12 protein-coding genes are annotated in these 20,719 nt (G+C 44.3%); 5 read left to right on the top strand and 7 right to left on the bottom strand.

Going from position 1 to position 20,719, the window contains the following annotated elements:
• Positions 1-29: 29 nt before the first annotated feature.
• From OKW21_RS26675 to OKW21_RS26665, 3 genes are all read right to left on the bottom strand, one after another.
• On the bottom strand, positions 30-683 hold the full coding sequence (locus OKW21_RS26675; protein WP_277485648.1) for an HNH endonuclease: 654 nt from the start codon (positions 681-683) through the stop codon (positions 30-32).
• A 3-nt stretch (positions 684-686) separates the two neighbouring features.
• Positions 687-1,919 carry an AAA family ATPase gene (locus tag OKW21_RS26670; RefSeq protein WP_277485645.1) on the bottom strand — a complete coding sequence of 411 codons (1,233 nt, stop codon included), beginning with the start codon at positions 1,917-1,919 and terminating at the stop codon, positions 687-689.
• An 80-nt stretch (positions 1,920-1,999) separates the two neighbouring features.
• Positions 2,000-2,983 (bottom strand): succinylglutamate desuccinylase/aspartoacylase family protein, encoded by a 984-nt coding sequence (locus OKW21_RS26665; RefSeq protein ID WP_277485642.1) that lies wholly within the window; start codon positions 2,981-2,983, stop codon positions 2,000-2,002.
• A gap of 279 nt (positions 2,984-3,262) precedes the next feature.
• Between OKW21_RS26665 and OKW21_RS26660 the strand changes: the two genes are divergently transcribed.
• Genes OKW21_RS26660 through OKW21_RS26650 form a run of 3 tightly spaced genes read left to right on the top strand, consistent with a single transcriptional unit; the run spans position 3,263 to position 9,329 of the window.
• Positions 3,263-5,953, top strand: a complete 2,691-nt coding sequence (locus OKW21_RS26660) for a TonB-dependent receptor (protein ID WP_277485639.1) — start codon at positions 3,263-3,265, stop codon at positions 5,951-5,953.
• Positions 5,953-7,014, top strand: coding sequence for a DUF4249 domain-containing protein (locus OKW21_RS26655; protein ID WP_277485636.1), 1,062 nt, complete (start codon positions 5,953-5,955; stop codon positions 7,012-7,014). The genes OKW21_RS26660 and OKW21_RS26655 overlap by 1 nt, the downstream gene beginning before the upstream one ends.
• Positions 7,011-9,329, top strand: coding sequence for a hypothetical protein (locus OKW21_RS26650; RefSeq protein ID WP_277485635.1), 2,319 nt, complete (start codon positions 7,011-7,013; stop codon positions 9,327-9,329). Before OKW21_RS26655 ends, OKW21_RS26650 begins: the two co-directional genes overlap by 4 nt.
• A 52-nt stretch (positions 9,330-9,381) precedes the next feature.
• Here OKW21_RS26650 and OKW21_RS26645 read toward each other — a convergent pair whose 3' ends face one another.
• The 4 genes from OKW21_RS26645 to OKW21_RS26630 all read right to left on the bottom strand — a co-directional run bounded on the left by OKW21_RS26645 (position 9,382) and on the right by OKW21_RS26630 (position 17,335).
• A complete protein-coding gene (locus OKW21_RS26645; RefSeq protein WP_277485632.1) occupies positions 9,382-13,692 on the bottom strand; it encodes a fibronectin type III domain-containing protein in 4,311 nt (1,436 codons plus the stop codon).
• A gap of 514 nt (positions 13,693-14,206) precedes the next feature.
• Positions 14,207-14,779: a gluconate 2-dehydrogenase subunit 3 family protein gene (locus OKW21_RS26640; RefSeq protein WP_277485629.1), complete on the bottom strand. Its 573-nt coding sequence runs from the start codon at positions 14,777-14,779 to the stop codon at positions 14,207-14,209.
• 26 nt (positions 14,780-14,805) lie between these two features.
• A complete protein-coding gene (locus OKW21_RS26635; RefSeq protein ID WP_277485627.1) occupies positions 14,806-16,512 on the bottom strand; it encodes a GMC oxidoreductase in 1,707 nt (568 codons plus the stop codon).
• Between the two features lie 127 nt (positions 16,513-16,639).
• Entirely contained in the window at positions 16,640-17,335 is a 696-nt protein-coding gene (locus OKW21_RS26630; protein WP_277485626.1) for a YjjG family noncanonical pyrimidine nucleotidase, read from the bottom strand.
• A 283-nt stretch (positions 17,336-17,618) separates the two neighbouring features.
• Between OKW21_RS26630 and lpdA the strand changes: the two genes are divergently transcribed.
• Positions 17,619-19,022: a dihydrolipoyl dehydrogenase gene (gene lpdA, locus OKW21_RS26625; protein WP_277485624.1), complete on the top strand. Its 1,404-nt coding sequence runs from the start codon at positions 17,619-17,621 to the stop codon at positions 19,020-19,022.
• A 357-nt stretch (positions 19,023-19,379) separates the two neighbouring features.
• The gene (locus OKW21_RS26620; protein WP_277485622.1) at positions 19,380-20,696 is read left to right on the top strand and encodes a M20/M25/M40 family metallo-hydrolase; all 1,317 of its coding nucleotides are present in this window, start codon (positions 19,380-19,382) and stop codon (positions 20,694-20,696) included.
• The last annotated feature ends 23 nt before the right edge of the window (positions 20,697-20,719 follow it).

The following is a 20,719-nucleotide window of genomic DNA, read 5'->3' as shown; positions in this document are numbered from 1 at the left end:
TCAGAAAGGGGAGGGAGATCTATTTGCAGCTACGAAGCTAAGAGGTTAGAATATTTATCTAACATAACTTTAAACATTAGAGAGAAAGGACGATCTGGATTTTTAAAACTTAGTAGAGCTTCTTTTTCGTGCTCATGTATTCCTCTATCTTCCTGATGCATTGCTATTAAAATCTTACTCAGAAGTTGTTCAAAATACTTTATCTGGGTTAGTCTTACTTTATCCAATTGATCGCTATTTAATTTGAACTTTTGAATAGTTCTTAACCCTAATTGAGATCCATTTTTGGTTCTTATAATTTCATCTTCAAAAGATATGTGCTCTTGAATTATTTCATCAGTATCTCGGCAAGGGTCTAGGGCTTGAGTAACAGGAATACGAAGATTTTCAATTTTATTGTTACAGTTGTCGCAGGACAAATAAAGATTATCCCAGTCAAAAGCTAGGTCTCTTATTTCGGCTACTTCAATAAAGTGATCTACTTCCTGTGGGATATCTTTTAGCTTTCTTTCACAATAGAAGCACTTGTGGAAGCTCATGGTATTTAGTGTGTCTCTGATTTGCTGATGTGCATATTGCTTGTTGCTAGGCCTTGGGTTATCACTATTTACAAAGCGTTCCCGCCAGCTATCTTCTTTTCTTTCCAGAATTTCAGGTTTAGGAAGTCTTTGAATAAAACGCATGAGTTACTTGCCCGATAGGTTACTTAATAGATCCTCTACATCAAAATAAGAGAAGTATTGTGGGTTGATACTTTTAAGCTTTTTCTCAATTTCATCCCTCTTTTTGTTGTCTCCCTCTTCAATAGCTTTCTTCCGCATATCAATCAGTTCACTGATTTTCTCGTTGAATGGTTGGGTATTGAAGAGAGGGGTAAGCAGTATTTCATCAATTGGTTTGTTAGAATAAACATCGGTTTCATCTACGATTTCTGCATGATCTTCCCTGGATTCACAAACATATATGCGGGAATTCTCAACGGAAGCGACAATAAAGGGTGAGTGGGTAGTAAGGATAATCTGAAGATTGGGAAATACCTCCAGAATATTGTTCACGAAAGTTTTCTGCCATTTGGGATGGAGATGGTTTTCCGCTTCATCTATGAGTAAAAGACCCGGAGTATGGCAAAGCTCTTTCAATGGTTTACCACTTAATACATTAGCCGAATACATTTTTCCCAGCATAGAGACCATGTGCTGTATCAGATAGAGATTTCCGCTGCTCAGTTTGTCTAAAGAGATTTCCTTACCGTTTTGTTCTATGATAGGAGTAAGTGTTTTACGTGCTACGTATTTAAACTCTCCATTATTCAGGCTAAGCTTGATAACTTTTTTTAATACTTCAAAAAGGGCTTCACCCATCTTCTTCTCATTATCATTGTCGCTTGACTTGAGATAATCAAAATATGTAATGAGCTGAGTGACTTCTACATTTTGGTGAATCCCAGATAGAGCATTGAGAAGATAATTTTCAGGTTTCGGAGCGGTCAGGCTTTTAAGATCGAACCCATCTGTTGCTAGTTTAGAAGTCCAATAGTCAATAACCCACCCTGGATATTTAGATTTATCATTTACACCATGAGTAAGTAAAAAATTAAAATTGAGATCATCAGTAATAAATCCATTATTACGATCTTTATTTAAACTATCTGATTTAAGTGCTTTAGTTTTATGATCAATTATTAATTGGGCATCAACAACAAAATCATTTTCATTACTTACAATATCACGTTCTATACGGGAGTAATATCCGAGAAATAAACCTCTGATAGCATCCAGAATGATAGTTTTGCCTGTACCATTTTCTCCGGTAACAATGGTCACAGGAGGTTTTTCCTGTTTATCGTTCTCAGTGATAAACTCTATGTGCCCTTCTCTGAAGGGGCCAATGTTTTTTATGTCAAGAGATTGTATTCTCATGTTTGCAATATAAAAATAATTTACGTGGCATTTATTTTATTAACCTAAGCGATATAGGTTCAGAAAGGGGAGGTTAAAAGCTACTTCGTAATAATCCCCAGATGGAGCAGGGCATCGCCCTGGTTGATTACCGGATTATTGTTCAACCCAATGACATGCGCATGTTCGGGAGACTTTACATACATCTGGAAATCGCCAATAGGGTCGGTGATAAAGCCGATGTTTTCTCCTTTCTTCACAATAGCTCCCAGCTTGATCAGGGAGTGGAAAAGTCCGGCATGCCGGGCCCTGATCCATTTCCGCTTGTGGATGACAATGCTTTTGTTGACACTTTTAGGATGTGTCCTGAGCATCCCCACATGTTTCATCAGCCTGCGTGTGCCATTGATGCCCGCCTGTATCGCCCTTTCGTTCAGGCGCAGTGACTCCCCTCCTTCATAAATAATGATGCTCTTGCCTTTCTTGTCGGCCGCATGGCGCAGGGAGCCTTTGATCAGTTTGGAATGGAGGGTATAGGGAGCATCAAAAGCAAGGGCAAGCTCTTTGCTCAGCGGGTTCTCAAAATTACAGCGCACCTGCGGGATATTGGCCCGGCTGGCACCTCCGGTATGGAAATCAATGCCATAGTCAATCAGGGGGATAATCTCCTTCATCAGGACATAGGCTACCCTGCTGGCTAGTGATCCATTCTTAGAGCCTGGAAATGAGCGATTTACATCCTTTCCATCGGGTACGGTGCGGGAAAAATGTACAAAGCCGAAGATATTCAGCAGGGGGATACAGATGACCGTTCCTTTAGCAGGACGATGGAAGCCCTGATCGCGGATGCGCCGGACGATCTCAATGCCATTGATCTCATCGCCATGCAGGCCTGCCATGAGCAGTAGGATAGGACCAGGCTTAAGCGCCCGGCTTACCGAAATGGGAATAACAATCTCGGTACGGGAAGGCAGGCGGGCAAAGTTGAGGTCAATGAGCAGCTCCTGTCCGGGTTCTATCGTTTGGCCGGCAATGGTAAGGCTAGAGGCTGTATCTTCATGTGGACGGTTGATTCTATCAGGCATAGGGTAAATTTGGGAAATTTTGATCATAAATACGCATGCTATCCTAAAGGAAAACAATAGGAAAAGAGCTTTTTATCAGCAGAATCCTCATTCCATTTTACAAAAACATGATATGTATTACCAGCCCCTACGCATTGAAGGTTCACAACGCAGTAATGATAGAAGGTTAAATATGTAAATTGGTCTTATAAATAGAGGAATCTGTCGAGGATAGGAGATGTCTGCTTGTAAAAGGAAATAATTCCCACTAAATTTCTTTCTATTGCCTCTAAACAACCTATGAGAAAACTACTGCTGGTCTCATGTCTTTTGTGGAGTATTTATACGCCATTACTAGCTCAAAGCCTGGAAGGTATTCGCTGGACGGGCAGCTACACCGACCAAAGCCTGACCGCTATTTTTGAGGAAATCCAAAGACAGGAGACAGTACGTTTCTTTTTTCGGCAGGAGTGGGTTGAGGGGCTGACTTTTAGTGGAAATTTCAACCAGACTCCACTGAAGCAGGTGGTCAGTCAGTTGCTTGCCAATACCGAGCTCAGCTACCAGCCCTATCAGGAGCAGTATATCATGCTTTTACTCAAGAACCCTAATGTCCTGAGTGGAGCAAGCCGCCGGGGCGGGGAAGAAGGCTTGATCATTATCGGTGACTCGCTCAACAATAATGGACAGAAGATGGCTGAAGTCAGCGGATACGTGCGGGATGGTGCCACCGGACAGGGCGTAGCCGGCGCAACGGTATTCGCCCAGGATATTCAACAGGGAACTTCCACCAATCTGAATGGCTACTTTACTTTAAGTCTGCCGATAGACATACACCAACTGACCATCAACTCGCTGGGCTTTGAAGAAGAAAACAGGAATATAAGAGTGATCTCCGACGGCACACTGTCGGTAGATCTGTACGAAGGAACCGCCCGCCTGGAAGAAATTACCATCACTGACAGGGCAGAAGACTATAATGTGAGCAGCCCGCAGATGAGTGCTACCCGCATGGACATACAGAAGGTGAAAAAGATGCCCGCTTTTCTGGGAGAAGTAGACCTGATCAACTCCATAGAAATGCTACCGGGAGTGAGCGTAGCCGGGGAAGGTGCAGCAGGTTTCAATGTAAGGGGAGGGGACGTAGGGCAAAATCTGATCTTGCTGGACGGCATCTCAATCTTTAACCCCTCTCACCTCTTTGGCTTCTTCTCGGCTTTTAATGCGGATCTGCTCAAAGACGCTACGCTTTATAAGGGGGGCATTCCTTCCCGCTACGGTGGTCGTATCGCTTCTGTGCTGGATGTATCGCTCAAAGAAGGAAATCTGAAGAAGGTTAGCGGCAGTGGAGGAATCGGGCTGGTAGCCAGCCGCCTGGCGCTGGAAATCCCGCTGGTAGAAGAGAAAAGCGCACTGATGATTGGGGGCAGGGCTTCTTATTCCGACTGGATACTGAACAGGGTGGATGATCTGGACATTCGTCAGAGCGAAGCCTCTTTCTACGATGCCAACGCCAAGTGGACCTACCGCCTCAACGAAGCACATAAGGTGGGACTGACCGGCTACATCAGTAATGATGACTTTCTCTATGCCGGTAATACTTCTTATGGCTATCAGAACATGGGAGCAGCTCTCAACTGGGACTTTCTGATCTCTCAGGAGTGGCTTTCAACCTTTACACTGACACACTCTCGCTATAACTATCAGGTAGGCGACTTGCAGGACAGTACCCGGGCTTCTATGCTGGATGCGGGCTTTGCCATCTCAGAAGGGCGCTGGAACCTGAGCCGCTTCTGGGGAGAAAGACATCAGGTAGACGCAGGGGTTAACCTGGCACGCTATGCGTTTGCAGCGGGAACGCTTCGTCCTGAGGGTGATTTCTCACTGATAGTTCCTGAAACTTTAGCACAGGAACAGGCCTGGGATATGTCGGTTTATCTTAACGATGAGTTTAGCATTACTCCCGACCTGACCCTGAACCTGGGCTTGCGCTATAACCACTACCGGGCAGTAGGTCCTAAGGATGTAGCGGTCTATGAGGAAGGCATCCCCATCAGCCCGGGCTCGGTAGTAGACTCTATGCAGTATGGCTCAGGGGAAACCATTGCCCAGTACCAGGGCTTTGAACCCAGGGTAGCGCTGCGTATTGGCCTGGACAGTAGAAGCAGTGTGAAGCTGAGCTATAACCGTATGCGACAGAATACGCACCTCATTTCTAACACCACTTCCATTATGCCTACCGATATCTGGAAGCTGAGCGATACTTATGTCCGCCCCCAGATCGGCGATCAGTATGCGCTGGGTTACTTTCGCAATGCCATCAGTAATGTGATAGAATCGTCGGTAGAGGTTTATTATAAAGACATCAGCAACCTGGTGGAATATAAGGATGGAGCAGAGATATTAATGAACGAACAGCTGGAAACGGATCTGCTTACCGGCATTGGCAAAGCCTATGGGGTAGAATTGTACGTAGCTAAAAATCTGGGGCGGCTTACCGGCTGGCTGTCCTATACCTACTCGCGCAGCTTGCGCAAAGTAGAAGGGGAGCATACTGATGAGCGCATCAATCTGGGCGATTGGTATCCATCCAATTTTGACAAGCCACATGATTTTACGGTGGTCGGCAATTATCAGTTTACCCGCCGTATCCGCCTGGGCTTTAACTTTACCTACAGCACCGGCCGCCCGATCTCCTTGCCCGAAGGGACTTACCGGGTAGGTAATCAGGATATCGCTCATTTCTCAGCCCGTAATCAGTACCGGGTGGCAGATTACCATCGCCTGGACATCTCGTTTTCGGTAGATGGTAATCTTAAGAAAAAGAAGAAGTGGGATTCCAGCTGGACCTTCGCCCTCTATAATGTATACGGACGGAATAATCCATATTCCGTGTTTTTCAGGAATGATGCAGGCGGCTCATTGAATGCCTATCAGCTTTCAATTCTGGGACGTCCTTTTCCTTCGGTTACCTATAATTTCAAGTTTTGATGAAGCGACTTACGATATGGATAGGGTGCATGATGCTGCTGACCACATGCATAGACCGCATAGAGCTTGACGAATCTCTTTCAGGAGAGCCTTTGTTGGTGGTGGATGCTGTAATCACGAATGCTGATGAGCCTTATACGGTTAAGCTTTCTTATACCTCATCCAGCTTACAAACTTATGAAGGGGAAGAACTAAGGGGTGCGGAAGTATTTATTACTGATGAGGAAAACAACAGAGCGGATATGAGTGAAGTAGATGCCGGAGAGTACGCTACAGACCCTGACTTTTTTTGTGGTGAGGTAGGAAAAACCTATACGCTGTATATCATTACCCCTGACGGCAGGACCTATGCTTCATTACCGGAAAGCATGCCGGAGGTGCCGGCCATTGACAGCATATATTTTGAACTGGAAAGTCGCCCTTATGAAAGTTCAATAGGTACCATCCTGGATGAATGGGGACTGCAATTTTATCTGAACACCGGCAGTGGCGATAATCAGACAGGCTATTATCGCTGGAGCTGGATGGAGACTTATGAGTTTATTGCCCCGCTTACCACTCCTATGCAGCTCAATATTCCTGTCTGCTACCAATCAGGTACGCAGACCCGCTATCTGAATATCGCCTCCACACAGGGGCTAAGCCGGGACAGGATAGAGCGGCAGAAAATCAGTTTTGTAGCTAAGAGCGGTAGAAAACTACAGCGCCGTTACAGCCTGCTGGTAAAGCAGTACGCATTGACAGAAAGAGCATATACCTTCTGGAAAAATGTACAGGTCCAACAGGAAAACTCAGGCTCTGTGTTTGCTCCCCCTCCTTCTCCTATTCCCGGCAATATGTACAATGTGAATGATGACAGAGAAGTAGTCCTGGGGTATTTCCAGGTTTCTTCGGTCACTGAGCAGCGGAAATTTGTGAAGCGTTCAGAGGTGCCAGCAGGACCGGGAGGCTCTCCCGGAGGGTTTAGCGAATGTATTGCGGGCGATGAAGAAGCCGCTGACTATTGTTATGATTGCAGCTTGCTGATTGGAACTACTACTGAAACCCCCTCATTCTGGTGAATACAATTTTGATTCTATTTACACTAGTGTCGGCTACTATGCTTCCCGCTGACGCACAACTCAAAAGCCTAAGCCCTAAAGCTCAGCAGGAAAGCCAGCCTCGTGAAAGCTTACAGCTACAGCTTTCGGAAACAGTGATTGCCGCAGGAGAGGATCTCTGGTTTCAGGCATTATTATCAACAGATAGTAGTGGCAGGCAGACCGAGGCAGGACCAGAGAGCAAGGTGGTATATGTAGAATTGCTGAATAGCAGCCGTACGGTCTTGCAAAGTATATATAGCATTAAAAATGGAATTGCTAAGGGACAAATCCAGGTTCCCGATACCCTGACCGGAGGTTGGTATCAGCTCAGGGCATATACCCAGTGGATGAGGAATTTTGGAGACTACGCATCTCAACAGATCATGATTATTAACCCTTATGAAGATCAGCTCTCTGTACAGCAGCCCAAATCCACTTCTCTCTTTCGTGACATAGCTTTTTTCCCAGAAGGAGGGCATTATGTTGAAGGGTTACCTAACCGTATGGTGCTGCAGTTGCCGGAAGAGGTAATGATGGATTCTATTGCTTCCGCGCGAATTATCAGTCTACAGGACAGCCTCACTATTGCTGAAGTAGCGCTTGAGTCCGGACAGGGAGAATTTATGATCAGCCCTGAACCTGATAAAGCGTATATGCTGGAAGTATACCTTTCCGGTGGAGGTCTGAATGCTCGCGATACAGTTCGGGAAATGCTACCAAAGCCACAAGTTCAGGGCACTACCTTACAAGCTCAGTCTGAAGCTGATGGTTTTAAGGTAGAGATACATCATAGTAAAAGAGCAGAGTATACGCTTAGGCTCAGAGACCGTAACGCTATACTCTACACACAGCAGTACGATGGCGATACGTTTACCAGCCAGTTAAATACCCAGCCCTTCCCTTCCGGAGTGCTGGAGCTGTCTGTTCTGGACAAAGCACAGCAAGTAGTAGCACAGCGTATGGTGTATCATGCAGCAAGTGAGGAAAGCGTAGAAGTAGATCTAAACAAAAATGCCTATCGGCCTCGGGAAGAGCTTAGTGCAAAGCTAAGTGTGCAGGGTGTTGAAATGCCGGCGATAGTTGCCATCACAGTGAGAAAGGTAAACCCGCTGACCAACTTTCTTCAGGAGTACCAGCAGATATCTGGAATGATAAACCCGAATGTAATTCCGGAAGACTTAAACAGTGCGGAAAGGTCTGCCTGGATCAATCAGAAGTTAATAAGCAGAGAAAGTCCTTTCCTGCCTATGACTAATGCATCCGCCATAACTTATGGCAGAGAGGAGGAAAGCCTGACAGTGAGCGGTAAGGTAAAAAGCCTGAATGAGAAAAATGTAGGAGGGCGTGTGGCAGTATTATCAGTACCTGGTAACTCACCCTATTTTGAGTACGCTTTTATCGATAGCGATGGTAGTTTCCAGATTCCTATCCAAGAAAATGTAGTGGGTAAAAAAGATATTGTTCTGCAAATGGCAGATACGAGTTTGCAGGTAGCATGGACACTGGATGAGAAATTTATGCATGAAAATACTTATGAGCGTGAGACATTTCCGTTTGTGGAGGAAGATATACTGAACGAAGTACGTCAGTCCTATACAGGCCGTGCTCAAATCCATTCTCAGTATGGACTTTTTCATACGCAGGACTTGCAGGGAGCTCAGGATAAACAAGACTTTCGCTTCTATGGGGCCCCTAACTTTGAGATCAGGCTGGAAAATTATATAGAGTTGCCCAATTTTGTGGAAGTCAACCGTGAGCTGATGCCTGGTATTCGCCTCAGAGAAAGCAGAGGGGTATATACGCTGGATGTGTTTGATATTCCTTCCCGTACTTTTCTCCCCGGTGAGCCTTCAGTATTTCTTGATGGCGTGTTAATTCATGATTTAAATTATCTGGTAAATCTTCCTCCTGCTAAGATGGAATTGATAGAAACGGTAAACCGGCGTACCTACTATGGTGAATATCGTTTTGATGGTACCATTGCCATTTATACTAAGGAAGGAGGGGCCTATCTAGCTGCGCTTTCGTCTTCGGCCAAACAAGAAAAAGTTACTTTGTACACACCCTCTCTGGCTTTTTCCCGAACAGATTCATTACAGGCGCATGAGCCTGACTTCAGGACATTACTGCATTGGGAGCCTGCTCTGAAACTTGGTGAAGAACCATATATTTTGACTTTCAGCAATGCCGATGAATTGGGTGAATTTGAGATTATTGTAGAAGGGATGACAGAAGGTGGAAAGCCTGTTTATGGAAGAAAAACCTATACTGTTTCTCTTAAGAGTTTACCATAAAAAAAACCGGAGACCTAAAGCCTCCGGTTATTCAAACTTCTACTTTTCTAATTTATCGCTTCAGGATCTTTAATGCATATGTTGTTCCCTGATGAGCGATCTGTAATTGGTAATGTCCTTCGCTGAGGTGCGATAACGAACAGCTCACCTTAGTATCGCTGATCTTTGAAGTAAATACCAGTTTTCCCTGCGTGTCAAAGATCTCCAACTGTCCACCCAACAGCTTTGCCGGTAGCTGTAAGTACAGTTCCTCTTCTACCGGATTAGGGTAGAATTTAAGCTGCTGCCTGATCTCATCCTCAATAGCGGTTACTTCTTTTTCTACTACTTCTTTAGCCACAATGCTGATCTCTTCTCCCGCTACTACAGTAAGCTCCAGCGACTCCTGATTCACTTCAAAGCTGGTAGAAGCATCCATTTGCAATGCCTTATAATCAGCCTTAATGCTATAATTTCCGGGAGGGAGATTGGTAAATTCAAACTTGCCATCACCGTCAGTGATTGTGCCAGCCACCAAGCTCTGATCCCGGCTATTGATAAGGTAAATGCTAAGTCCCACTACCGGGATGCCATCCAGAGTCTCCTCAGTGACCATCAGCCGGCCATTGCTGGCCTGAGCATTCTGGATAAATACGCCTCGTAGTGTAATACCTGTTTCTTCCAGTACCTCAGGGATTGAAATAGGGTTGAGACTAACTTCCGTGTCTTGGGTGAGGCTTATGCTCTCCGCTTCAGATAATAGCAGGTGTTGACCTAAATAGGTAGGCAGGTATGCTCCCTTTTCGGGTTTTATCTTCAGCGTATATTTACCTTCAGGTAAAGTGTCAAATGAAAGCTGATTAGAGAGCATATGCTCTTGCTTAATGATTTTATAAGCACCGTTTTGCTCTTTAAGTAAACTTAGCGTGAGCGGGAAAACATTGCTGGCTTCAGCATCTATACGGATGCTCAACTGATGAATACTATCCTTTTCAATCACTATTTCTTCAGTGATACTAAAACTATGGGTGACCGGGTCGGCAGGCAGATAATTTTTATTGCCCTCTTGCGAGGCTGTGATGGAAACAAGCCCGCTATCTAATAAAGTTACGGTTTTTCCACTTAGCGCAATTGGTCCTTCAAAAGAGAAAGTCAGAGGCAGCCCCGCGTTACTGCTGGCCTCCAGGCTAAAGCTTCCTTCTTCCAGCAGCATATCCGGGATAGCAGTAAAGTTGATTTGCTGCGATGCTTTACTGATGCTAAAGCTCTGGCTTACCGGCTCAGCCGCGAGATATTCTCCATTACCATTTTGGCTGGCTTCAATGGTTACTATTCCCACACCCAATATATTGACTATCTGATCATTTAAGCTGACTAGTTCCTGCCCTGTAATCACTTCATAAGTAACTGCCAATCCTGAAGAAGCCGTAGCACTTAGTTCAAAGCTTTCGCCATATACCTTATTAGGGATAGTATCAAAAGTGATAGTTTGTGCCTGCGGACGAGTGTCTATCACAAAAATTTCAGCTTCAGTCTGACATCCGGTAGGATTGGTAACCCTTACACCATACGTCCCTTCTTCCTTCACCCAGACTGTATTTTCACTGCTCATGCTGATAGGCTTCTGGCCTTCAATTTTATACCATTCAAAAGTCAAAGTATCAGCAGCATACTCCTCTATGGCAGTGAGCATGAGAGAGTCCGTATTCAGGTTGGTGGAGGTTGCTAAGTTTAGTTCAGGGGGTAGGTTGATACCTACATAATCTACTAATACAGTATCTGCTGTATAAGGATTACTTAGGGTAAGACGTATCTCATAGCTTCCACTCTGCTGCAAACTAAAATCAAAAGCCTGTGCAGAACGGATAGAATCAGGCAAACCCATACTGGCGTTTCCTGTCATACGGATAATTTCCCAGCGATAAGTATCGTAAATGTTTCTGCCAGTGGCTGTAAATGTGATGGCCTCATCCATACATGCTTGGGAATTGCGAACCGGAAATCCTGAAATAGATAGATGTGGCTCCTGATCTTCGGGACTTACATGAATTGTAACAGGGTGGCTATGAAGTACCAAGTCCATGATATTTCTTGGATTGGTGATCCGGCAGGTATAAGTGCCTGCATCAGTAGCTTCAAGATCAGATAATGTAAGATAGTTAGCATGAGTAGTAGCCACGACTACACTATCTTTCATCCACACATATTCATTATCATGTACAGATTCATCAATGCTTAAGTCTATGGTATAAGAGTCTCCTTCCTTTAAGTAGACAGTAGTCTCCTTTCCAACATATTTTTGAGCATACAATTTGGCAACAATTTTAGGTTGGCCCACTATATCTTCAAAAGTAAGATGATTAAAATGCATAAGACCTCCTCCTGAGTCAGCGTAATAGAATAATGAATCAGGAATATCATAAATACCATTATTACTGAAATTAAAAGACCAAAGTTTAGTCAATTGATTTACCTCTTGAGGTAGCTGACCAATAAGGTTATTTTTAGATAGGTCTAAACTATGTACCCTTTTATCTGAAATTCCTACTCCATACCAGCTATCTAGCGGCCCGTTAAGCCAGTTGTCTTTTCTTTTCCAGTGGTCACCATCGGTAGCATGATAAAGCGCTACCAGAGCTAAAGAGTCCGAGACGAGAGGGTCAGCGGAGGTAGTGATATGTAAAAGGGTATCAGGGCCAGCGCCGCATTGGTTTAGCGCTTGCAAGCGTATAAAGTAGTCAGTATCCGCACGAAGTGAGGTGAATGTTATTTCTTCACTCCAGGTACTCAGCGACTCATCAACACTGGAAAACTGATCGTTATCATCTAGTTCTATGTAGTAGTTCTCTGCATATTGTACAGAATCCCAATTCAGACTAATGCTACTTTCGCTGACCTGAGTAACATAAGTATGGGGAAAGCTTAGGGGTAAACCCATTAAAGTAACTTCATTTGTTTCCGAATAATTGATGCCGCAATCAGAGGTTGTCCCCACTCTAAAATAGTAAGTGTCTCCCGCATTAAGTCCGGTAATGACTATGTCTTCTTTTACTGTTGTAAGAGAGTCCAGAATGAAGTTAGTAAAGGCTGCTTCTTCTGCTATCTGCACGCTATATCCATCTATATTATAATTATTATCATTCCAGTGTACTGTAAATCCATCACACTTGACGAAATATGCATCAGTTGAGGAAATGGCAGGAGCTTCATGAATCGTAATATCAAAAGTAGAACTTGTCGGGCAACTCCCTGAAGTAGTGTAAGTCACTGCATAGGTACCGGGCACACTGCTGGCAAGGTCAATTTCTCCAGTAATTGTATCTACGAATACCAACCCAGAGGTAGAAGAAAATGTACCTCCGGGGCTTCCTAAGATATCTGCTACTGGATTGGCTTCACTCTTACAATAGCTAGACTGCGCATAAGAGAATGAAGGGTCATCTGCTGTATGAATGCTTACTTCGTAGCTGCTCTCATGGGTACAGGCTTCATTGAGCGCGTAGGTAATGGTATAAGCACCGGGCGTACTCGCAGCAAGGTCAATCTCTCCGGTATTTGGGTCAATTTGCAGTCCTGAAGAAGCAGAGAAAACTCCTCCGGGATTTATTATTGTAGGCAGAGGGTTGGGACCAGTATGACAATAAGAAACTGAGCTATAACTAAAGCTATTGTTAAGACAGTCAACAACCCCATCGCAATCATCATCTGTTCCATTGTCAGGAATTTCTGCCTGATCTGGATTAATATCTTTATCCCAATCATTACAGTCCAGATTGTTGGTTACATACCAAGGGTCACAATATTCTGAACAAACATAGACAGGCTGTGATGAAGCATTCCCAAAACCATCACGGTCGTTGTCGGGATATACGGCAATACCCGGACCCTCCTGTTTCATGTCGATGGAACCTGATACCTTATTAGTTCCACTATACACTTCCCCTATGTAGGTAGGAATTGCCAGGTTATCAGTAAGCGAACCTGAATAATTAAGGTTTGTCCCTTCAGCCCCGGTAGCGGTAATGATCACTTGCCAGTCAAAACCCACAGAGTCTTCCAGATATCCACAATAAAAATCTATACCACTCTGAATCTGTAAGTCTTGCGTGCTGGGGCCAGTTATAGGAGTTTCCAGAACTTCATATTCTCCATCTGCTTCAAAATATGTATAGCCCAAATCCTGAAATGACCTTATTCTTGATCTTATTAAACCCCTACTTTCAAAGTTCTCCACTTTGACTACCACAGAGGTTATTGTTACACCACTTGGAACATCAAATTCAAAAGCAGGTGAGCCACCCTGTGAAGGGTAACATTGCGAAAAAGCTGATAGTGTGGAAAGCGTGAATATTATTGTACTTAATAAAATTTTGTGCATACTCATTTTATGATGTTATACATATAATATATATTATTATTTTTATGAAATAATCACAAAAGTACAATAAATAGTTAGGTATAAATGAGTTTACCCTGCTGTTATCATACATGATAACCCCTGTAACTTCAGAAATTATTATTCATAAGAAATGTGAGTATAGAAAGGGCATGACAAGAGTAGTAGAGCTAAAAAAGAGAAAAAATGCTTAATGAATAATTCTTTTTTAGGGTTAAAAGGATGATTTAAGAAAGGAATAAAACCAAGCTAAGGGGGTCAAAAGGATGCGTTTGATTAGTATAACTCAAACCTTAACTAATATGAGCTACTTGAAATAAAATTTACCAACATGAGAACAAATGAGTGAATACTTGTAATTAAATAATAGAACTTCTCCTGAAAAATTACATGGAAGAGTACTCGTGTAGCATTGTGAGCTTATCACAAGCCTAAAACAAAAAAAACCGAAAGCTTTTAACCTCCGGTTCTTTAGAATTGATTGTACGTACAAAATTTACTATTAGCCAGTCGCCCAGGTCTTGCCGCCTGCTTCTTCTACCGAGATACAGCCTTCGTAGCGGCCGGGTACTTGAGAGTATTGTAATACCTGGGTAGCGCCAATTTCAGAAGTAAAGAAACCGAGCATCACCAGCTCTTTGGCCATCAGGAAGAAGGGTTTCCCCTGACCTTCATAACCTTGTACAGCATCAGCCTGCATCTGGATCACTGCGTCCATCTGCTCAGGCTCCAGATTAGCGAAGTCTTCACCGTATTCGCTCTGGCTATCCTGATTAAGCTTGGCAATGCCATCTACAAAGTGTTGCTGCTCTTCTTCAGTATACACATCATTGAGCATCATGTCCATAAATTCGGGTATGCCTACATCTTTGGCACCGGGTGTGTCAGTTGCCGGAATGATGCGCTCCGCCAGCTCGGCAGTAGCTACCGCCTGGTCGTCAGTGAGGAATACCGGCTTCCAGTCTACCTGCTTTTCAGCAGTACAGCCGTTCAGCACACCGGCAATGGCAGAGGAGGAGAGGGCCCCTCCCATCATCAGGGCAGTTCTTTTTAATGCGGTTCTTCTATCCATCATATCTATAGATCGTTATTAGGTCAGAATTAAACATTCATTTTTTTCAACTCATTCACGGCATGGTCGGCTGCCCTGGCAGTCAAAGCCATATAGGTCAATGAAGGGTTAACACAGGCAGCGGAAGTCATACAGGCCCCGTCAGTCACATATACATTGGGTACTTCGTGCAGCTGATTGTGCTTGTTGAGTACCGAAGTTTTAGGGTCTTTACCCATACGGGCGGTTCCCATTTCGTGGATTCCCAATCCTGGCCAGCTTCCGGCATCATAGGTGTTGATGTCTTTCATCCCGGCAGCTTCCAGCATCTCAGCAGCAGCAACTTCCATATCCTTACGCATGGCCTTCTCATTTTCTTTAAATTCAGCATCAAAACGTACGGTAGGCTGTCCCCACTTGTCAAGGTTATCGTAGTCCAGCATCATCTTGTTTTCATGATAGGGCAAGGTCTCGCCAAAAGCAGTCATCCCCAAAGACCATGGGCCGGGCTGTACAATGGCGTCTTTCATTCCCGCACCAAAGTTTAATTCACTGACTGCGGCAGTCCAGTTTTCACGGCTTCCTCCTCCCTGATATCCGTAGCCACGGAGATAATCTTTTTGCTCGCTCTTTTTATCCACATTGCGGAAGCGAGGGATATAAAATCCGGTAGGGCGGCGTCCATAATAATATTTGTCACCAAAACCATCATAAGTACCTCTGGCACCTACACGGAAATGGTGGTCCATCAGGTTGTGTCCCAGTTCACCACTGCTGTTGCCCATCCCCTCAGGGAAGGCATCAGATTTAGAGTTCATCAAAATGGAAGTGGATGGAATCGCAGAAGCACACAGGAAGATTACTTTTGCATGGAATTCCATATCTTCCATCGTCTCCTGGTCTACCACGCGAACTCCGGTAGCCCTCTTTTTTTCAGGATCATAGATGAGAGAAGTGGCGATAGAAAAAGGTCTTACGGTTAAGTTACCGGTGGCGGCAGCGGCGGGCAGGGTAGCGGCATTACTACTGAAGTAGGCGCCGTAAGGACATCCACGGATACATTTGTTACGAAACTGGCATTTGGTACGACCATTATGGTTTTGTGTAAGATTAGCAGTACGGCCGATTGTCACCACATGCCCCAGCTTATCTTTTACACTTTTGCGGAAATGATCTTCCAGGCAGTTCATAGGAATGGGAGGAAGAAAGTTTCCGTCAGGCAGTTGCGACAGGCCTTCTTTTTGTCCCTGAATACCGGCGAAGCTCTCGGCATAATCATACCAGGGTGCGATGTCTTTGTAACGGATAGGCCAATCCACGCCATAACCGTCTCGGGCGTTAGCTTCAAAGTCAAGATCACTAAAACGATAGCTATGGCGCCCCCACATAATGGACCTTCCTCCTACATGATAACCACGCATCCAGTCAAAGCGCTTGTCTTCCTGATAAGGGTGTTCACTATCTTTGACAAACCAGTGCTTGGAGGACTCTCGGACGGTATAGCCGGTACGGCTTTGCTTGGGGTAGTGTTCAGCAATCTCTTCAGGAGACACCCGGTCGCGGTGAGGTAGTTCCCAGGGAGCTTTAGTAGCGGTAGGGTAGTCTTTGACGTGCTCCACATTTCTACCTCTCTCCAGTACCAGGGTTTTGAGACCTTTTTCGGTGAGCTCTTTAGCTGCCCAGCCTCCGCTGATACCAGAGCCAATAACAATGGCATCATAGGTATTAGCCTGTTTTGCTTTTGCGTTAATATACATTAATGAAAGTTAATTTGGTAAAGTAAGATTACAAAAATAGAATTTCAATATAGTAGTTAGAGTCTGATTTTGAAAGAAATGTAATAACTGAACCGGAAAGTTTACACTATAATAATACAAATCAGGACTATAAAATACCTTTCAGCTCACTAAGACAATAGATCTCATAAGTTGTACGGGTTCTATGAGGTACTTTATTGGGGTTAAAGTAGATGCAATCTATATTGGCATTATGTGCTCCGGCAATGTCAGTGAGCAGGTTGTCACCAATCATGATACATTCCGAAGCATCTGCACCGATAAGCTCTAACAAATGTTTGAAAATTCTAGGTCTGGGTTTACGAAAGTCAGCACCATCAGAAGTAACAATGTGGGTAAAGTAATCGGTGAGTGCCGCGCTTTTCAGTTTGATATGTTGTACATCCGAAAAGCCATTGGTTACAATATGTAGTTGGTAGCGATCTTTCAGATAGGCAAGAGTATCGTGGGTAAAAGGGAATACATGAGGTTTGGAAGGGCAGATTCTGAGGTATTCATCCTGAATGCTATGAGGCACCAGCGATTCAGCTACTCCAAGTTCTGAGAAGATTTTTACGAAACGGTCTGCCCTTAGCTTAGCCTGCTCATAAGTGCCCTGCTGGTGTAATTTCCACAGGTGATAGTTCACCTTATGGAAAGTCTGGCAAAACTCCTGTACACTGAAATTACCCAGACTGGTCAGTTGAAAAGAAATATACAACTCGTGCAGGGTTTCCGTAGCATTTTTCTCAAAATCCCAGAGCGTATGGTCCAGGTCAAACAAAATGTGTTTATATTTTGGCATATAGGCTTAACGCTTCCACCTAAACGTATGGTATAGGTCTATAAAAAGTAAGCATTTATAAAGAAAAATGTTGGTACATTAATCAATTAATCTCGCATTTTACCTTTTAGGACATTCCGCTTTGGTATAGCTATGCGCTTTTAGAATACTCAACCAATTGCACATAATCCCGTTATTTACAGTGCCTTGCCTTTTTTTGTGCTCTTAATTGATCAAAGGGCATATTTTGTTAAGAGTTTAAATCAATTATTTTTGCATCAAACCTATCCAATACAGAAAAATTATGGCTGATAAAAGTTATGATCTCATCGTCATCGGGAGTGGCCCGGGCGGCTATGTAGCAGCAATAAGAGCCTCACAACTGGGCATGAAAGTGGCCGTAGTAGAGAAGGCGGAACTGGGGGGCATATGCCTGAACTGGGGCTGCATCCCTACCAAAGCCCTGCTCAAGAGTGCCCAGGTATACGACTATATCAAACACGCTAAAGACTATGGTATAGATATCAAAGACCATTCGGTAGATTTTCCTACCATGGTGAAGCGCAGCCGTAACACTGCCGCTAAGATGAGCAAAGGGATTCAGTTCCTTTTTCGGAAAAACAAAATAGATACACTGGTAGGCCATGGTAAGGTCATCAGCAAGGGTTCTGTAGAAGTAAGCGGAGAAGATAAGAAGTCAGAAATTTATAAGGCGAAGCATATTATCCTGGCTACCGGAGGGCGTTCCCGCGAGCTACCTAGCTTACCGATTGACAATGAGAAAATTGTCGGTTACCGCAAGGCAATGGTGATGGAGAAGCAGCCCAAGAGAATGGTAGTAGTAGGTTCAGGCGCCATCGGTATGGAATTCGCTTATTTCTATCATACCATTGGTACTGAAGTAACCGTAGTAGAGTTTATGCCCCGTATCCTGCCGGTAGAGGATGAAGAAGTATCCAAGCAACTGGAGAAAATATATAAGAAGTCTGGCATCAAGATCATGACCAGCTCCGAAGTAACCAGCGTAGACACCAAGGGCAAGGGTTGCAAAGTGAAAGTAAAGACTCAGAAAGGCGAAGAGTCTATCGACTGCGATGTGGTACTTTCGGCAGTAGGTATCGCTACCAACCTGGAAAACCTGGGCATTGAACAGGCAGGCATCAAATTAAATGATAAGAAAAACCAGGTGCAGGTAGATGAATACTACCGTACCAATGTAGATGGTATCTATGCCATTGGTGATATTGTAAAAGGCCCTGCTTTGGCACACGTAGCTTCTGCCGAAGGGATCATCTGCGTAGAGAAAATCGCTGGTATGGATGTAGAGCCTCTTGACTACAATAACCTGCCTGGCTGTACTTACTGCTGGCCTGAAGTAGCTTCAGTAGGCTATACCGAGCAAGGGGCTCGTGATGCCGGTTATGATATCCGTGTAGGTAAATTCCCTTTCTCAGCCTCAGGTAAAGCCAGTGCTGCCGGAGCTAACGAAGGCTTTGTTAAGCTGATCTTTGATAAAAAATACGGCGAGTGGCTGGGCGCTCATATGCTGGGCGCAAACGTAACGGAGATGATCGCTGAGGTGGTAGCTGCCCGTAAGCTGGAAACTACCGGACATGAGATTATCAAGTCGGTACATCCTCATCCCACCATGTCAGAAGCCGTGATGGAAGCCGCCGCCGCTGCTTATGATGAGGTAATCCATTTGTAGAAATAGACATCTATATTGTAAAAAAAAGGAAGATTTCAGTAATGAAAGCAGTCTGGAAACAGGCTGCTTTTTTTATTGCAAAGCTTTCTCCCCTATACTTTTTTTAGCGCAAGCAAATAGTCAGGTGTTATTTGCAAAATAATATTCTGCAAATTTATATATTTTAGCATTAAATTTCACTTCGTGAATATTCGGAAGTATTTTTACACCAAAAGCTTCAGTTGAGTAGCATCCAAAAATATTTTTAGACAAACAAATGGTCAGTAAAAGGAAACTGTTTTTTTCTCATAGGACTATTTCTCATCCTGAAAAGTTTTGCGCATCAGAATTTATAAGATATCCCTTATCAGTTTTTCCATGAGAACAAATTATAAGTATGTAGTAATAGCATTTCTGGCAGGAGGTATTTGTCTGGCGGAAATACTAAGTTCAAAAGTATATGCCCAGGGAACAGCCCGGATAGATAAAAAATATACACGGGAGATCTCAGCCCTGTCCAAAAATAACAGTGTACAGGATGCTTTTCAGTCGATAGAGGAGTTTAGCGCACAAGCCTTGGAAAACCTGATACTGCTCACCGAGTTACCGGCTCCGCCTTTCAAAGAAGAAAAGCGAGCAGCCAAATACGCGGAGATGCTGAAAGAATATGGCGCGGACTCGGTATGGATTGATGGAGAGGGGAATGCTATTGGTCTGCGAAAAGGGACTAAGCAAGATAAAACCGTAGTGTTGGAGGCCCATATAGATACCGTCTTTCCTGAAGAAACCGATGTTAGGGTTAAGCAAAGAGGAGATACCCTCTTTGCCCCGGGCATTATGGACGACACCCGTGGTTTGGCGATGCTTCTCACCGTGCTTCAGGCGATGGAAAAACACAAGATAGAAACCGAAGCTGATGTACTATTCATCGGTACGGTAGGAGAAGAGGGCTTAGGAGATCTAAGAGGCGTCAAATATTTATTCAGAGAAGGAGCTCCTAAAATAGACGCTTACATTGCAGTAGATGGTAGCGGGCTGGGCAGAATTACGCATGAGGGGCTGGGCTCCCATCGTTACAAAGTAACCTTTAAAGGGCCGGGCGGGCATTCCTGGGGTGCTTTTGGCCTGGTCAACCCGCACCATGCTTTGGGCAAAGCTATCGCTTATTTTACAGAGGAGGCAGACCGGTATACGCAGGAAGGCCCCAGAACTAGTTACAATGTAGGTATGATCGGTGGTGGAACATCCGTGAATGCTATTCCTTTTGAATCCTGGATGCAGGTGGATATGCGCTCTGAGAGTCCTGAAAAACTGGAAGGTATAGACGAAATCTTTCAGAGAGCAATTCAGAAGGCGCTGGAAGAGGAAAATGCTGTCAAAAGGAGAGGGCCTGATCTGGAGGTAGATATTGAGATGATCGGTGATCGCCCTTCCGGTAAACTACCTGCAGACCTGCCATTGGTTCAGCGCACTATCGCAGCTACGCAATTTTTTGATCAGGAGCCTATGCTCAGAATTGGGTCTACCAATTCCAATACGCCAATCAGTAAAGGAGTCCCTGCCGTCACGATTGGAGCAGGGGGTGAAGGTGGAAAAGCCCACTCTCTGGAAGAGTGGTATATTCCTAAAGACGATTATCTGGCAGCGCAGCGTACCCTGCTATTGCTGCTTGCTGAGTCAGGTTTGGCTAAGTAGACATGAAAAGCTCTGTCAGGTTT

The sequence above is a fragment of the Catalinimonas alkaloidigena genome, from assembly GCF_029504655.1.
In the GTDB taxonomy this organism is placed as follows: Bacteria; Bacteroidota; Bacteroidia; order Cytophagales; family Cyclobacteriaceae; genus Catalinimonas; species Catalinimonas alkaloidigena.
This window is presented reverse-complemented; position numbering and strand designations above follow the sequence as displayed.

Excerpts from the sequence above, each read along its gene's own strand:
- OKW21_RS26675 (WP_277485648.1), bottom strand. The coding sequence starts at position 683 with ATGCGTTTTATTCAAAGACTTCCTAAACCTGAAATTCTGGAAAGAAAA.
- OKW21_RS26670 (WP_277485645.1), bottom strand. The coding sequence starts at position 1,919 with ATGAGAATACAATCTCTTGACATAAAAAACATTGGCCCCTTCAGAGAA.
- OKW21_RS26665 (WP_277485642.1), bottom strand. The coding sequence starts at position 2,983 with ATGCCTGATAGAATCAACCGTCCACATGAAGATACAGCCTCTAGCCTT.
- OKW21_RS26660 (WP_277485639.1), top strand. The coding sequence starts at position 3,263 with ATGAGAAAACTACTGCTGGTCTCATGTCTTTTGTGGAGTATTTATACG.
- OKW21_RS26655 (WP_277485636.1), top strand. The coding sequence starts at position 5,953 with ATGAAGCGACTTACGATATGGATAGGGTGCATGATGCTGCTGACCACA.
- OKW21_RS26645 (WP_277485632.1), bottom strand. The coding sequence starts at position 13,692 with ATGAGTATGCACAAAATTTTATTAAGTACAATAATATTCACGCTTTCC.
- OKW21_RS26640 (WP_277485629.1), bottom strand. The coding sequence starts at position 14,779 with ATGATGGATAGAAGAACCGCATTAAAAAGAACTGCCCTGATGATGGGA.
- OKW21_RS26635 (WP_277485627.1), bottom strand. The coding sequence starts at position 16,512 with ATGTATATTAACGCAAAAGCAAAACAGGCTAATACCTATGATGCCATT.
- OKW21_RS26630 (WP_277485626.1), bottom strand. The coding sequence starts at position 17,335 with ATGCCAAAATATAAACACATTTTGTTTGACCTGGACCATACGCTCTGG.
- lpdA (WP_277485624.1), top strand. The coding sequence starts at position 17,619 with ATGGCTGATAAAAGTTATGATCTCATCGTCATCGGGAGTGGCCCGGGC.
- OKW21_RS26620 (WP_277485622.1), top strand. The coding sequence starts at position 19,380 with ATGAGAACAAATTATAAGTATGTAGTAATAGCATTTCTGGCAGGAGGT.